Origin of the sequence: Escherichia sp. E10V10 (assembly GCF_004211985.1) — a bacterium.
GTDB lineage: Bacteria > Pseudomonadota > Gammaproteobacteria > Enterobacterales > Enterobacteriaceae > Escherichia.
The window spans coordinates 145,567-160,817 of record NZ_RHJO01000001.1 but is presented as its reverse complement, the minus strand read 5'-3'; the positions used below and the strand labels follow the sequence as shown (position 1 = coordinate 160,817).

At 49.9% G+C, this 15,251-nt stretch carries 16 protein-coding genes; 2 read left to right on the top strand and 14 right to left on the bottom strand.

Annotated elements, in window-relative coordinates; translation table 11 throughout:
- Positions 1-51: 51 nt before the first annotated feature.
- The gene (gene mnmC / locus D9736_RS00715) at positions 52-2,058 is read left to right on the top strand and encodes a bifunctional tRNA (5-methylaminomethyl-2-thiouridine)(34)-methyltransferase MnmD/FAD-dependent 5-carboxymethylaminomethyl-2-thiouridine(34) oxidoreductase MnmC (protein ID WP_130257454.1); all 2,007 of its coding nucleotides are present in this window, start codon (positions 52-54) and stop codon (positions 2,056-2,058) included.
- 308 nt (positions 2,059-2,366) lie between these two features.
- Here mnmC and D9736_RS00710 read toward each other — a convergent pair whose 3' ends face one another.
- The 6 genes from D9736_RS00710 to prmB are packed head-to-tail and all read right to left on the bottom strand — an operon-like array spanning position 2,367 to position 6,916.
- A complete protein-coding gene (locus D9736_RS00710) occupies positions 2,367-2,645 on the bottom strand; it encodes a YfcL family protein (RefSeq protein ID WP_000559761.1) in 279 nt (92 codons plus the stop codon).
- Between the two features lie 33 nt (positions 2,646-2,678).
- Positions 2,679-3,227 carry an elongation factor P hydroxylase gene (gene epmC, locus D9736_RS00705; RefSeq protein ID WP_130257453.1) on the bottom strand — a complete coding sequence of 183 codons (549 nt, stop codon included), beginning with the start codon at positions 3,225-3,227 and terminating at the stop codon, positions 2,679-2,681.
- Positions 3,227-4,036 (bottom strand): sulfite exporter TauE/SafE family protein, encoded by an 810-nt coding sequence (locus tag D9736_RS00700; protein ID WP_064526496.1) that lies wholly within the window; start codon positions 4,034-4,036, stop codon positions 3,227-3,229. Before D9736_RS00700 ends, epmC begins: the two co-directional genes overlap by 1 nt.
- Positions 4,036-4,860, bottom strand: a complete 825-nt coding sequence (gene mepA, locus D9736_RS00695) for a penicillin-insensitive murein endopeptidase (RefSeq protein WP_130207274.1) — start codon at positions 4,858-4,860, stop codon at positions 4,036-4,038. Before mepA ends, D9736_RS00700 begins: the two co-directional genes overlap by 1 nt.
- Positions 4,861-4,863: 3 nt before the next feature.
- Complete coding sequence (gene aroC, locus D9736_RS00690; RefSeq protein WP_001353064.1) at positions 4,864-5,949, bottom strand: chorismate synthase; 1,086 nt, start codon at positions 5,947-5,949, stop codon at positions 4,864-4,866.
- 34 nt (positions 5,950-5,983) lie between these two features.
- Positions 5,984-6,916 (bottom strand): 50S ribosomal protein L3 N(5)-glutamine methyltransferase, encoded by a 933-nt coding sequence (prmB, locus tag D9736_RS00685; RefSeq protein WP_130257452.1) that lies wholly within the window; start codon positions 6,914-6,916, stop codon positions 5,984-5,986.
- A 165-nt stretch (positions 6,917-7,081) separates the two neighbouring features.
- On the opposite strand from prmB, the gene smrB reads away from it, so the two are divergent.
- On the top strand, positions 7,082-7,633 hold the full coding sequence (gene smrB, locus D9736_RS00680; RefSeq protein WP_000730816.1) for an endonuclease SmrB: 552 nt from the start codon (positions 7,082-7,084) through the stop codon (positions 7,631-7,633).
- Between the two features lie 44 nt (positions 7,634-7,677).
- Here smrB and D9736_RS00675 read toward each other — a convergent pair whose 3' ends face one another.
- The 8 genes from D9736_RS00675 to sixA form a co-directional block, all read right to left on the bottom strand.
- Positions 7,678-8,499, bottom strand: coding sequence for a StfH/YfcO family fimbrial adhesin (locus D9736_RS00675; RefSeq protein WP_130221954.1), 822 nt, complete (start codon positions 8,497-8,499; stop codon positions 7,678-7,680).
- A 1-nt stretch (position 8,500) separates the two neighbouring features.
- Entirely contained in the window at positions 8,501-8,986 is a 486-nt protein-coding gene (locus D9736_RS00670) for a fimbrial protein (RefSeq protein WP_240779317.1), read from the bottom strand.
- Positions 8,987-9,027: 41 nt separating this feature from the next.
- The gene (locus tag D9736_RS00665) at positions 9,028-9,507 is read right to left on the bottom strand and encodes a fimbrial protein (RefSeq protein ID WP_130257451.1); all 480 of its coding nucleotides are present in this window, start codon (positions 9,505-9,507) and stop codon (positions 9,028-9,030) included.
- Positions 9,504-10,001: a fimbrial protein gene (locus tag D9736_RS00660; protein ID WP_130257450.1), complete on the bottom strand. Its 498-nt coding sequence runs from the start codon at positions 9,999-10,001 to the stop codon at positions 9,504-9,506. Before D9736_RS00660 ends, D9736_RS00665 begins: the two co-directional genes overlap by 4 nt.
- A 15-nt stretch (positions 10,002-10,016) precedes the next feature.
- Positions 10,017-10,718, bottom strand: coding sequence for a fimbria/pilus periplasmic chaperone (locus D9736_RS00655; protein WP_240779316.1), 702 nt, complete (start codon positions 10,716-10,718; stop codon positions 10,017-10,019).
- Positions 10,719-10,788: 70 nt separating this feature from the next.
- The gene (locus D9736_RS00650; protein WP_130257448.1) at positions 10,789-13,425 is read right to left on the bottom strand and encodes a fimbrial biogenesis outer membrane usher protein; all 2,637 of its coding nucleotides are present in this window, start codon (positions 13,423-13,425) and stop codon (positions 10,789-10,791) included.
- Positions 13,426-13,507: 82 nt separating this feature from the next.
- The gene (locus D9736_RS00645; RefSeq protein WP_130257447.1) at positions 13,508-14,074 is read right to left on the bottom strand and encodes a fimbrial protein; all 567 of its coding nucleotides are present in this window, start codon (positions 14,072-14,074) and stop codon (positions 13,508-13,510) included.
- A 632-nt stretch (positions 14,075-14,706) separates the two neighbouring features.
- The gene (sixA, locus tag D9736_RS00640; RefSeq protein WP_130216911.1) at positions 14,707-15,192 is read right to left on the bottom strand and encodes a phosphohistidine phosphatase SixA; all 486 of its coding nucleotides are present in this window, start codon (positions 15,190-15,192) and stop codon (positions 14,707-14,709) included.
- Positions 15,193-15,251: the final 59 nt, after the last annotated feature.

Below are 15,251 nucleotides of genomic sequence, written 5' to 3'. Positions count from 1 at the left end.
CTGGCACACATCGCTAAGATCGAGCCACCGCCTGTAAGACGAGTAACTTACGTGAAACACTACTCCATACAACCTGCCAACCTTGAATTTAATGCTGAGGGTACACCTGTTTCCCGAGATTTTGACGATGTCTATTTTTCCAACGATAACGGACTGGAAGAGACGCGTTATGTTTTTCTTGGGGGTAACCAATTAGAGGCACGCTTTCCTGAGCATCCACATCCTCTGTTTGTGGTAGCAGAGAGCGGCTTCGGCACCGGATTAAACTTCCTGACGCTATGGCAGGCATTTGATCAGTTTCGCGAAGCGCATCCACAGGCGCAATTACAACGCTTACATTTCATTAGTTTTGAGAAATTTCCCCTCACTCGTGCTGATTTAGCGTTAGCGCACCAACACTGGCCGGAACTTGCGCCGTGGGCGGAACAGCTTCAGACACAGTGGCCTTTGCCCCTGCCCGGTTGCCATCGTTTATTGCTCGATGAAGGCCGCGTAACGCTAGATTTATGGTTTGGCGATATAAACGAACTGACCAGCCAACTGGACGATTCGCTAAATCAAAAAGTAGATGCCTGGTTTCTGGACGGCTTTGCGCCAGCGAAAAACCCGGATATGTGGACGCAAAATCTGTTTAACGCCATGGCACGACTGGCGCGTCCGAGCGGCACGCTGGCGACATTTACTTCTGCTGGTTTTGTCCGCCGCGGTTTGCAGGAAGCCGGATTCACCATGCAAAAACGTAAGGGCTTTGGGCGCAAACGGGAAATGCTTTGCGGGGTGATGGAACAGACATTACCCCTCCCCTGCTCCACGCCGTGGTTTAATCGTACGGGCAGCCGCAAACGGGAAGCAGCGATTATCGGCGGCGGTATTGCCAGCGCGTTGTTGTCGCTGGCGCTATTACGTCGCGGCTGGCAGGTAACGCTTTATTGTGCGGATGATGCCCCCGCGCTGGGTGCTTCCGGCAATCGTCAGGGGGCGCTGTATCCGCTCTTAAGTAAACACGATGAGGCGCTAAACCGCTTTTTCTCTAATGCGTTTACTTTTGCTCGTCGGCTTTACGACCAATTACCCGTTAAATTTGATCATGACTGGTGCGGCGTAACGCAGTTAGGCTGGGATGAGAAAAGCCAGCATAAAATCGCACAGATGCTGTCGATGGATTTACCCGCAGAGCTGGCTGTAGCCGTTGAGGCTAATGCGGTTGAACAAATTACGGGCGTTGCGACAAATTGCAGCGGTATTACTTATCCGCAAGGTGGTTGGCTGTGTCCAGCAGAACTGACCCGTAATGTGCTGGAACTGGCGCAACAGCAAGGTTTGCAGATTCGTTATCAACATCAGTTACAGGATTTATCCCGTAAGGATGACGGTTGGTTGTTGAATTTTGCAGGTGATCAGCACGCGACGCATAACGTGGTGGTACTGGCGAACGGGCATCAAATCAGCGGTTTCAGCCAAACATCATCTCTGCCAGTATATTCGGTTGCCGGTCAGGTCAGCCATATTCCGACAACGCCGGAACTGGCGAAGCTGAAGCAAGTGCTGTGCTATGACGGTTATCTCACGCCGCAAAATCCGGCGAATCAACACCATTGTATTGGTGCCAGTTACCACCGTGGTAGCGAAGAGACGGCATACAGTGAGGAAGATCAGCTGCAGAATCGCCAGCGATTGATTGATTGTTTCCCCCTGGCACAGTGGGCAAAAGAGGTTGATGTCAGTGATAAAGAGGCGCGCTGCGGTGTGCGTTGTGCCACTCGCGATCATCTGCCAATGGTAGGCAACGTGCCTGATTATGACGCTACACTCGTGGAATATGCGTCGCTGGCGGAGCAGAAAGATGAGGCGGTAAGCGCGCCGATTTATGACGATCTCTTTATGCTTGCTGCTTTGGGTTCGCGTGGTTTGTGTTCTGCCCCACTGTGCGCCGAAATTCTGGCGGCACAGATGAGTGAAGAACCGATTCCGATGGATGCCAGTACGCTGGCGGCGTTAAATCCGAATAGGTTATGGGTGCGGAAGTTGTTGAAAGGTAAAGCGGTTAAGGCGGGGTAATCTGCTTTGGCATTGTTTGTCGGATGCGGCGTAAACGCCTTATCCGACCTACGTGTGACGTGTAGGCCTGATAAGACACTGTAAGCGTCGCATCAGGCATGGTGCTCCCAATGTCGGATGCGACGTGAACGCCTTATCCGACCTACGTGTGACGTGTAGACCTGATAAGACGCGATAAGCGTCGCATCAGGCATGGTGCTCCCAATGTCGGATGCGGCGTAAACGCCTTATCCGACCTCGTGTGACCTGTAGGCCTGATAAGACGCGATAAGCGTCGCATCAGGCATGGTGCTCCAGACGCCAACAACTTACTGCTGTGACGCCTGCTGAAACAGGTGTTCCCACATATCGGTTACCAGCGCCTGGTCACGCGGCGACAATTCACCAGCACCAATGGCTTTTTCCAGACTCTGGCTAACGGTCGTATGCACCGCCTGAGCGGAGTGGTCATCACCACTTTCCAGTTCTGCGATGGCTAATGTCAGGTGGCCACGCAAATACCCACTGGCAAACAACTCATCATCACTGGCATGGTCAACCATACCGTCGATTAATGCCAGAATGCGTGATTCAAACTCCGCGATCATCTTCTTTCCTCATTGTAAAACGTGGCGCCGGCTTCAGTTGAGCGCTTCCGGCCACGGGAATTGTTCCGCCGTAAGTTCCGGCGTGTGATAATAATTTTGTAATGCTTTAATTAAGCGTGCCGGACGTTCTGGAATACCGTTAGCCAGATAATCCATCACCTGCGCATGTACTCGCCGTTGAAACACCACGCGATCCGGTTCGAAATCCCCTTCCAGATTGTCGCAACTGACGTTAAACGGATATCCCGCCGCCACGCAGAACAACCAGTCGAGCGCCTGCGGCTTCACTTCAACATCTTCAAACTGACTTTGCGTTTGGGCATCGCGACCGTCCGGGCAATACCAGTAGCCGAAATCAACCAGCTCACGGCGCGCTTTCCCGGCAATACACCAGTGCGAAATCTCATGAATTGCGCTGGCATAAAAGCCATGAGCAAAGACGATTCGGTTATACGGTACTTCCGCATCAGCAGGAAGATAGATCGGTTCGTCGTCGCCTTTAATCAGACGGGTATTAAATTCATCGGCAAAGCAGCTATTAAAAATTTCAATCAACTGCTCATAGTGGTGTGTACTGTTCATTAGTTCATCCCCAACCAGTGGAGGATCTCCTGTCCGTGGCTATCATAAAGTAATTTGGCACTCATCACCGCCGAGACGATAACGATCATCGGGCGGATCAGCTTTTGTCCTTTGCTCAACACCAGTCGTGAACCCATGCGCGCGCCGAGGAACTGCCCCACCAGCATCACAAATCCCGTCGCCCAAATCACTTTGCCGCCGAGAATAAACAGCAGCAAACCGCCGATGTTTGACGTTGCATTAAGTAATTTGGCGTGAGCCGTGGCTTTGGCGAGGTTGAATCCGCACAGCGTAACGAAGGCCAGCGCGTAAAACGATCCGGCAGCTGGCCCAAAGAATCCATCGTAAAAACCGACACAGCCACCGGCAATTAACGCGAAGGGTAAACCGTACATCCGGCGCTGGCGATCTTCTTCACCCAGCTTTGGCATCAGCAAGAAATAGAGGCCGATGCAAATCACGAGGATGGGCAATATCTGCCGTAATATATCGGCCTGAACATATTGCACCAGCAGTGCGCCACTCATTGAGCCGACAAAGGTCATGGCGATATTGAGTTTCTGATCGCTTAAACTAACCACTTTGCGGCGAATAAAGTAGATAGTGGCGGAAATAGAGCCACCGCAGGCTTGCAGCTTATTGGTTGCCAGCGCGTTAGCGGGAGACATCCCCGCCGCCATCAATGCCGGAATGGTGAGTAACCCACCGCCACCGGCAATCGAGTCGATAAATCCCGCCAGCATGGCGACAAAAAAGAGGACGCCCAGCAGCAGCGGGGAAACCATAAACAGGCTATTAAACGTTTCCATTAGATCACGTGCTCATCCAGTAGCGCCTGGCAGGAAGGCGGCAACGGAGGCGGTGTCTTCTTCTCAGGCTTTGTTGTTCCCGGTTTTGGAGGTTCAAACCAGCTTTGCAGTTCTGCCCCGCAACCATCGCCTGGTGGCGGTAAAGGTTGATCTTCACACTCCAGACTATCGGCAGGACAACGTAATCGTACATGCATATGCGCACGATGCTGGAACCAGGGTCGCACTTTGCGCAACCAGTCGCGATCGGTGCCCGCATCAAGGCAAAGTTGTTGTTTAATCGCCGGATTAACAAAAATGCGCGTGACGTCTTTGTCCTGGGCGGCGAGCTTGATCAAGCTGAAAATTTCTGGCTTCCACAACGTGGGGACAACGTGTTTACCGTCGCGGGAAACCAAATCTAACGCTTGCGGGCGCAAGAGTTGCGCGGAGGTCCAGCGTGTTTTCGGCAGTTGCAGGAAGATATCGACATCCAGTCCGGTCTGGTGGCTGGCGTGACCGCCGTTGAAACGCCCACCAGCGGGCATTCCCATATCGCCAATCAACACCGTACCCATGCCCAGATTGCTCACCTGGCTACTCAGACGCTGGATAAACATCACCAGGTCCGGGTGACCGAAGTAGCGACGCTGATCGGTACGCATGACCTGATAATGTTCGGACTGTATCGGCAGCGTGTCAGCGCCGACGATACAACCATTGGAGAAACTACCTATCGATTGTGCGCTACCCGGCACAGGTTGGGTTATTTTTTGCCACGGCGTAGCTGCCTGGCTGACGCTACTGGCAAGCAGGGCCAGCAGCGCAATCGCAGTTTTGTTCATTTTTTACCAGCGTGGAATATCAGTCTTCACATCGGCATTTTGCGCCCGCTGCCGTAACAGGTGATCCATTAAAACGATCGCCAGCATCGCTTCAGCGATCGGCACCGCGCGGATCCCGACACAAGGATCGTGACGGCCTTTGGTGATCATCTCAACTTCTTCGCCAAAGCGGTTAATGGTGCGCCCCGGCACGGTAATGCTGGAGGTCGGTTTCAGCGCCATATGGGCAATGATTTGCTGCCCGCTGCTGATACCGCCAAGAATGCCGCCCGCATGGTTGCTCTGGAAACCGTCTTTGGTGATTTCGTCACGGTTCTGGCTGCCGCGCAGCGCCACCACGTCAAAACCATCACCGATTTCCACGCCTTTCACCGCGTTGATGCTCATCAGCGCATGGGCGATGTCGGCATCCAGGCGGTCAAAGACCGGCTCGCCAAGTCCGGCGGGGACGCCACTGGCAACAACGGTGACTTTCGCGCCGATGGAGTCGCCCTCTTTTTTCAGTGCGCGCATCAGTTCATCTAAGGCTTCGATTTTGTCCGGGTCCGGGCAGAAGAACGGATTTTGCTCGACCTGCGACCAGTCTTTGATTTCCAGCGGAATGTCGCCCATCTGGGTCAGGCAGCCGCGGATTTCAATGCCAAATTTCTCGGCGAGATATTTTTTGGCAATAGCCCCTGCCGCCACGCGCATGGCGGTTTCACGGGCGGAAGAGCGTCCACCGCCGCGATAGTCGCGCAAACCGTATTTTTGTTCGTAGGTGTAATCGGCATGGCCTGGACGGAAAACGTCCTTAATTGCGCTGTAATCCTGAGAACGCTGGTCGGTATTTTCTATGAGTAGGCCAATGCTGGTGCCGGTGGTCACACCTTCAAAAACACCGGAGAGAATTTTGACCTGATCCGGCTCGCGGCGCTGGGTGGTATAGCGCGATGTCCCAGGGCGGCGGCGGTCAAGATCGTGTTGCAGATCCGCTTCCGTCAGCGGAATGCCTGGCGGAACACCATCGACGATGCAACCGAGCGCCAGCCCGTGCGATTCGCCGAAGGTGGTTACGCGAAAGAGTTGTCCAATTGTGTTTCCAGCCATCACGGCTCCGTTATTGTTGTGTTTGCGTGTTTATTTAATCTTTATAAATCGCGAAATGTTCACGTGCGGCAATAAGCTGCGCTTTGGTGAGCATAAACACACCGTCGCCGCCGTTATCAAACTCCAGCCAGGTGAACGGAACATCCGGATATTGTTCCATAAGATGTACCATGCTGTTGCCGACTTCACAAATCAGCACACCATCATCAGCAAGATAATCTGCCGCGTTACCGAGAATGCGGCGCGTCAGTTTCAGGCCGTCGGTACCAGACGCCAGGCCCAGTTCCGGCTCGTGACGGTATTCATTTGGCAGGTCGGACATATCTTCCGCATCGACATACGGCGGGTTGGTGACGATCAGGCCGTACTGCACTTTCGGTAAATCACGGAACAGATCGGAACGAATCGGGATGACGTTGTGGATCAGACCGTGTTCTTCGATGTTCTGTTCGGCAACCGCCAGCGCGTCTGGAGAGATGTCCACCGCGTCGACTTCCGCTTCCGGGAAAGCATAAGCGCAAGCAATAGCGATGCAGCCGCTCCCGGTACACATATCTAAAATATGCTGCGGTTGTTTACTGATGAGTCCGGCAAATTTATTGTTGATCAGTTCACCAATCGGCGAGCGCGGCACCAGCACGCGTTCATCGACGTAAAATTCATGGCCGCAGAACCACGCTTTGTTGGTCAGGTAAGCCACCGGAATGCGCTCGTTGACGCGGCGGATCACGCGCTCAACAATGCGGTGTTTTTCGCTGGAGGTCAGACGCGCATTGCGCATATCTTCCGGAATATCCAGCGGCAGGTAGAGCGACGGCAACACCAGCTGTACGGCTTCATCCCACGGGTTATCGGTGCCGTGACCGTACCAGATATTTGCCGCGCTGAAGCGGCTAACCGACCAGCGCAACATGTCCTGAATGGTTTGCAGCTCATTTACTGCTTCATCAACGAAAATTTTATCCACGTATTCCTCCAGGGCATGATCGCAATAATTTCGGCGGCTAGTTTGCCATGAAGATGACGATAAATCAGCATTCACGCGCGGTGAGTGAGGAAAAATACGTTTAAAACGATCGATTGCGCGACGAGTCGGGTAAACTGTAGGGAAATTAGAAATAGAGACACATCAATGAAAAAGAAAACAACACTTAGCGAGGAGGACCAGGCTCTGTTTCGCCAGTTGATGGCGGGGACTCGCAAGATAAAGCAAGATACGATTGTCCATCGACCACAGCGTAAAAAAGTCAGCGAAGTGCCGGTGAAACGGTTGATTCAGGAGCAGGCCGATGCCAGCCATTATTTCTCAGATGAGTTTCAGCCGTTATTGAATACCGAAGGTCCGGTGAAATATGTCCGCCCGGATGTGAGTCATTTTGAGGCGAAGAAGTTGCGCCGCGGTGATTATTCGCCGGAGTTGTTTCTTGATTTGCATGGTCTGACGCAGCTACAAGCCAAACAGGAACTGGGCGCGTTGATTGCCGCCTGCCGCCGTGAACATGTGTTTTGCGCCTGTGTGATGCATGGGCATGGTAAGCATATTTTGAAGCAACAAACACCGCTGTGGCTTGCGCAACATCCGCATGTGATGGCGTTTCACCAGGCCCCCAAAGAGTACGGTGGTGATGCGGCGTTATTGGTGTTGATTGAGGTGGAAGAGTGGCTGCCGCCTGAGTTGCCCTGAACGCAAAACCGGATACGGCATAAACGCCGTATCCGGTTTGGTCGCTACAACATATTCAGCACATACTGGAATCGGCAAGTGGAATCTATAGGTTGCGGTGTAGTGGTATCGACACGTACCACAATATCGTGCAGTTGCTTGTCAGTTATCGCATGTCGGTTTGGTATGGTTGTCACTTTGTTATCGGTACAACCATATGACGTAAAAGTGATCATTTGCGATACAAAGCGACAATATGCGCCACGATCGTCAAATTGGCTACCATCACACAACTTGCCATCCTTCATCAAAAAGGTGGGGAGTGTATTTTCGATTACCCCTCCAGTGGATTTCAATGATAATAGCTTGCTACGTACTACCGAATTTGGGCTCCATGAAACATCATAAGGGTCTAAAGGAATCGGCGGACATGTGGAGTTAAAAGTCGAAGGTCCCATATAAACAACACCACTTCTTCTTGATTGTGATTTGATATTACTGGTCACTATCCAGGGACAGCCACCAGGATCTCCTTCAACGATGATGTCCATGATCACCTTGTTACAAGTAAATTCTCCCGATGCCGGCAGCCCTGGACAATTCGATGAATCAATAGATTCCCCACTTTTCACATTAATTTTGGGTGCTGGCCCTGGCCCATTCCAGGATATATTCGGAATATCTCCGGCCAGAAGAATATAACCATCCCGGTGATATTCTCCCTGATATACACCTGATGAGGTTTGAACATTAAGTTCATACCAGATTGAGGTATTAAAGTTACCGGCATAACCCATGTCGGTGTGCATATCACGAAACGTTATTGATGCCATCGCGGTAGGTAACATCAATACAAATAAGCAAAAAAAATAGCGTAATTTTTTCATTTTAAAGGTACTCAAACGTTGCGGTTAGCTGAGCGGTAAAATTACCGGGAGTCACATCACGACCGCTTTTTGCCTGTAACCAGGCGCGAAAATTTAAGCTATTGCTGCCATTATTAAGTACAAAGGTCGCACCAATAGTACTGTTGATGGCGACAGGTGTGCCGTCGTTTTTTTCCATACCTATACCTACTCCCTGCGCACCCGATGACGCATCCAGCGCCAGAATACCCGGCTGTTCGCTATCTTCCGTGCCGGTCAAGGTTACCTTTACGTTGTATGAGGTTGGCCCCTTACAGTCTTTCAGTTGAAAAACTACAGGCTGGCGGGCCGACTGCCCGGCGACCATTAAATCTTGTGTACTCACCGTAGGAAACTGCACTTCTGCCAGCAATCCTTGTGTCTCTACTGGCGTACAGGTTTTATTCAATAGATTACCGTAAAAATGCAGGTTATCAGTCGCCTGCACCGTCGTCGCCCAGGTCAGCATTAAACTCCCCAGCAGTGTTGCGAGAACATATTCTGGTGTTTTCATTGGTAATCCACCTGTAGCGTGGCATAAGCGGAAAATGCTCCGTCTCCCAACGCCGCGTCGCTGGCTTTCACCGGTACCGCCTTGAGCGTTGGGGGGCTGGCAGGATCAATACTCAGAGGCTTATCCAGCTCAAACGGACTGCCGTTTTGTTGCATTTCAATGCCCAGGTCAGTAACGCTGGTCTGGACCGCCGACGTATTGTAATTGGTAGGTGTCCCCTTCCAGGTCAGTGTCATTTCCCAAACCGCATCTCGAACACCAGAATCACAGGTGATCTCATAGGGTACAGTCTGAAGAAAGTTAACGCCGTCAATGTCATTAATAAGGATGTCGCCAAAATCCACTTCAATGGTTTTCCCGCCGCTAATGGTACAAACTGGCGGTGATACCAAAGTTCCGTGAAAAGTAATGTCTGGTGTCGCCGCCTGTACCACGCAACAGCAACCACAAATCACAAAAAAAACGAGTCGTTTCATTGGTAATCCACCACCATCGTCATACTGGCGTTAAATTCCGATGCCGCGAGTGATACACCGCTCTCTTTTACTGGCACCGCTTTCAGCTTCGGTTGGTTGTTGATGTTGAAAGGCGTCCAGTTGTTTTCGCCAATCGGAAATAGCGAATTATCAGACGCACTTTCAATTCGAATCCCAAATCCAGAAATTCCTGTACTCAACACTGTTTCGCCATTAATCGTGGTAGTCGTTCCCTTAAACTGCATTTGCAGGTCGTCACTTAGACTTCCCTTACAGTCCAATTTGTACTCAGCATTCATGCGATAGTTGGTGCCATTGATCTTTTTGATGATCACATCACCAAACTCCACAGCACTACCCGTTACTGAACAAGGTGGCGGAGCATCGACCAGCACCCGCAATATCAGATCAACGGATTTCGAACCTCCACCTACCGCAGGATGGCTCACCACGCAAAAAACCAGCAGCAATTTAACCAGAAACATCTTTCTCATCGGATTCTCCTGGAATCAGCCTTTGCTACTTCGTTCTTCATCAACCTGACAACTGTTGCCATTACAGGTAAAAAAGAGCGGCATACGCGCGCCATAGTCGTTGACATAGGTCAGCACTGGTGTGCTATCCATTTTCACGTTTAACGGGGCGTTGGTTTTGGGCGGCATGACCAACGGCGAGAAACCCGCCGCTGGATTGCCATTTTTCTGCGTACTGGCATTGCTGATGATGACGTAATACGCCGTTGGGTTATTGACGGTAAATTCCTGGCCGCTGCGGGTTAGGGTCACTTTATGCTGCCAGGGAGTTTGTGTGCTGCTTTTTTCCAGTGCCTTAGGACGCCAGAAAAGTTTGATTCGTGTCTGCAGAGCGATTTGCAGCGTGTTAGCTTTGTTCGATTTAGGCGGAATCTCGCGAACGTTAAAGTAGAACATCGTTTCGCGATCGGCAGGCAATTTGTGGATATCTGGCAATCCCTGAATTTTCACCTGACCGTTCATCATCGCATCAATACGCTGTACAGGAGGTAAAACAGCTAATGGTGAACTCACCTTGTTACCCTTTTCATCTTCAATCCAGCTTTGCGCCAGGTAAGGAAGTTTAGGATCGTTATTACGCAAGGTAACACTAATAGATTTCTCACTTTCGTTAAAAATCAAACGTGTACGATCGGGCGTCACTGAAGCCTGTGCGTAAAAACTTGCAGCCACCGCCATCAACGTCAATGCAGTGACGATCTTTTTTGAAGAGATATGTTTAGACATGGATCATTCCTTAATCACGTTATTAATTCGATGAAACAGACATTGGCGGCTCCATTGGTGCCACCTGTTGTGTCTGCACCTGAATGACGGGCTGAATATCATGTGATATTGCGGGAGCACTTCCCCCAATTTGCTGGCATGGCAACAGCAAACCATTGAAGAGATCATCCGGTAGCGGGTCCGGCAGACTGATATCGCAGTGGGATTCTCCCTCCCAGGATACCGTCATGCGTTCACCCGGTTTAACGCCCGCCAGATAGACATTCCCTTCATCATCAACCAGACCAACTTGCTGTTTATTAACATTTTTCACTTCCGCACCAAATGGCGGATGACTACCATCCTGCAATCGCAATACCGCCATTGCTTTCTGCCCACTGATCACTGCAAATTTACGATAACCAATGGCACCTTCCGTTAGCGTTGCCTGGACCACCGACTGGGTGGCCTCAGCATTTTCTGGCAGGTTATTCAAATCGATATAAGCCTGATTACGGTAGTAGTCGTTAACATCGGCCACCACGGCTTTACCAAACATGTTGGTATAAACAGCAGCACCATTGCCTTCTACTGGTACATTGGCAACGCCATCGGCATCAATCAGCAGACGCGTACCGCCCATATTCTGCGTGCGATGCAGCGCGCCGCCGTGAGCAGTCAGCGTTGCCCCGCCCTGTAAAGAGATACCCGCGGAAGTGTATTGCCCTTCATGATAGTTGGCACTCAGGTCAACTTTTGCCATCGTGCCATCATGGCTGTAATAGCCATCCACACTGGCGTGGTTTTCACTGGTGCCTGCACTCAGCGTATAGTGGCTGGCATCATCAATTCGATGGTACAAACTCGCCTGACTGCTGTCGGCACCGCTGCCATAGTTGCCGTTGTAACTGATGGTGCTGCTGTCGCCCCACGGCAGACTTAAGGAAAGATAAATACCTTTATCGGCGTTGTTATCGTATTCATAGCGATAACCGGTCAGAGAAACGCTCATGTTTCTGATGCTTCCCATATTGAAATAATGAGAAAGCATCATGTTGTAGTTGGTTTGATCCTCGCGGTCCCAGTAGGTGTGATGGGAATAGTTGAGATAGACCGAAACACGCGCATCCCTGAAGTTCTGGTTGTAAGTGACCGTATACATCTCTTTGTCGTTACCCGTGCGCGCCCGATCGGCGTTGTTGGCATCCAGGTATTCGCTCATGGTCATGTAGTTTTTTTCAGAGAAGCGATATCCGGCAAAGGTCACACGGCTGTTGAGTTCATCAAAATCTTTGGCATAACTGACACGATAAGAGTTACCGTCCAGCGTTTTGTTGCCGTATACGCTGTTGTCGTCAAAACGAGTACGGGAGTGGGTAACATCAAACGCTAACGCGCCGAACAGCGCCAAATCGCGCCCAAGCCCAATTGCTGCTGATTGATAGTTTTCATCCGCTAACGCGCCGCCGTAAAGTGACCAGCCATTGGCGATCCCCCATGACGCTTCGCCTCCTGAGAAGAAACTCCCTTCGACGTGATGATCCCAGTTTTGCGGGCGCCCCATCGACACTTTATATCGCACCTGACCCGGTCGGGTCAGAAACGGCATGGAAGCCGTGCTGACGTCATATTCCTGCACCTGACCGTTTTGTTCTTCGATGCGGACATGCAGCGTGCCAGATACCGAATCACCAATATCCTGAATACGGAACGGGCCTGCGGGGACCTGGGTTTCATAAAGGACGCGTCCCATTTGCGTTACGGTCACTTTCGCAGAGGTATGTGCGACGCCGGAAATATCCGGAGCGTAGCCGCGAAGGTTTGGCGGCAACATTTGATCGTCGGTGCTGATGCTACCGCCAATGTAGCTAAAGCCATCAAAAATATCGGAGTTGAGGTAATCTTCACCCAGCGAAAGTTTGGCTTTTAATGACGGCAAGGCGCGCCAGGCGTAATAACGGCTCCACTCCCAGTTTTTTTGCGTGCCGCTATCGTTAGCATCACCATCATCGTTACTGCGGGTATGCTGATAGTCGCTCTGCCAGTCGGCACGCAGGCGCCACGGGCCAACGTTAACGCCAACCGTACCATTACCACTAATATCGTTAGTATCATCCCCACCCTCTTCATGCCGGGTCTGGGCGTTGATACTGTAATCGGCAATAAGACCGGGAATACCTTCATCCCAACGTGAAGGTGGATCCCATTCACTGTCGGTATATTCAAGATAAGCCTGTGGCAAAGAAATCACGAGAACTGACTGGCTTAAATCACCAGTCATTTCCATGCCATTTAACGGTTCAGTATTCAGACACTGACCATCACGAATCCATTGCAAGTTTTTCGTGATATCTTCTTTAAAGCCTAACTGAGCAACCAGTTCAGGCGGTAAGCAGGCATACGATTTATCAGGATTGTTTTCGACTGCGTACCAGTAGATATCGTATTCATCAGGTAAGGATTGGTTATTTACATGAACCTGCAAATTATATTTACCCGGTTCAACATAACCTTTTTGGGAAAAACGCCCCAAATCAATTTTGGTATTCCCTTTTAACTCCAGAAATCGGGCATCAAACTGAATGGTATCATCTGCCAGGGCATAAAATGGACTTCCGGAAATTGCCAGAGCAATCCACCACGAAAGCCCCCGTAAACGGAGAAAAGAATGTTCGGGCATTTACGTATCCATCCGTAATTATTATATTTTAATTATCTTTTATTTAAAAACCCCATAACTTTACAGTTATGGGGGAATCACATTAGAGATACGTGATCTGGAACGTTGTTAGCGTTTCAAACGGAGCTGGGGTTGGTGTTACCGCAGCAGTTTCACCTACTAACCAGGCTTTAAATTTCAGCGTTTGTTTCTGTTTGCCTTTACCCGTTGAACTGTCCATTGCGATGGCCTGATCGATACCTTTGCCCAGGTCATAGCCTTTACCACGCTGGTCGCCAATCACCAGACTTACGTTTGGAACTTCGGCGCCATTATCCAGGTTAGACAGGGAGTAATTATTTGGATTACCGGAATATGGATTACCGGTAAATGTCGTGGTCATCGTTGTTTCAGTATTGAAATTGCAATCCTGTAAACGAATCTGGAAATCCTTTGGTGTGGTAGTTTTGCCACCCGTTAAAGAACCGGTACCGATGCTCCCCATATCCACTTCCAGCTTATGGTCATCAGGAACAATTGAGCACGGAGAGTCTTCAATTATACCGAAAAATCTCACTGTACCGTTGTTCCCTGCGGCTACGACCGATGCTGAAGTCAGCGCCCCCATAAGCATTGCTGTGGCGACGGCTGCTTTTACAAACTTACTCATTATTTGTCCTTAAATCATAAATAATTAAAATGTCAGCCAACTGACATATTAATACTGAATATAATAACTTTCAGTGTAATTTGCAGTGGCTTATAACCCACCATTGAATAGGATTTCTGAGGTCACGTGAGATGATATTCTTTGGCGTGGCGAGCATGTTGATATTATAGAGCGCGTGACACAATTTAAATTTACTAACAACAATATTTAGAAATATTTAAATGATTAACAAAACAAATAACATTTTGAGAATTTCCCTGGAATTACGTGATAAATGACTAAAATATGGTATAAACACATCATGGAGTGAATGATTAAAGAGCAAAAAACAACCAACAACAAATAACACGATTGTATTTTTATTTTTTGCCGATACAATATTAAAACACTATAATTAATATAAAATCAAGACCAAAAAATATCTCTTTTCTACTCTCTTATTCTGCGTTCACAGTGGTTAACTCTGGAAATAAAATACAAGAAAAGGTAATGAATATTTCTAGATGTAACTTTATGCAAATCGGCGATTAAACGCTAAAAAGATGCCATTTGCATCGTTATTGGGAGAATTTCAATAAGGTATGAACAATTCAGGCCCGATAGCTTGCGCCATCGGGCACTTTACGATCACATCAGATTGCTTTTGCCATTTTCAAATTACACGGGCTCATCTGCCAGTTGAACTCGCCTTTTCCGCTTTCATCAAGCGTTACGCTGGCAATAGCCGAAGTGGTAAACATAGGCGGCGTTTCGCCCGGACATAACTCGGCAACCAGATACCCGACTAACGGTAAGTGGGAGATAACCAGTACCGAAGCAACACCTTCGTTGGTCAGCGCCTGTAAATATGCACTGACCAGCCCTACATCGCCGCAGGGCGTCAACTCCGGCAGAACTTCCACGTTGGAAGGCAGGTTCATACAATCCCCTACTTCCTCCAGTGTTTGCTCGGCTCGCAGGAACGGGCTCACCAGAACACGTTCGACTTCCACTTTTTGACCTTTCAACCAGTTCGCCATCAGGCGAGATTCGTCACAACCGTTAGTGGTCAGAGGACGAACCGAATCACTGGCGGCATCGAGGGCTGCGTCGCCGTGACGCATGATAAAAACTTGCATATTGCACCGCTTTTGTTAACCAGATTCGCCCGCCTTGTTTCATCTGAAACCAGAGAAAC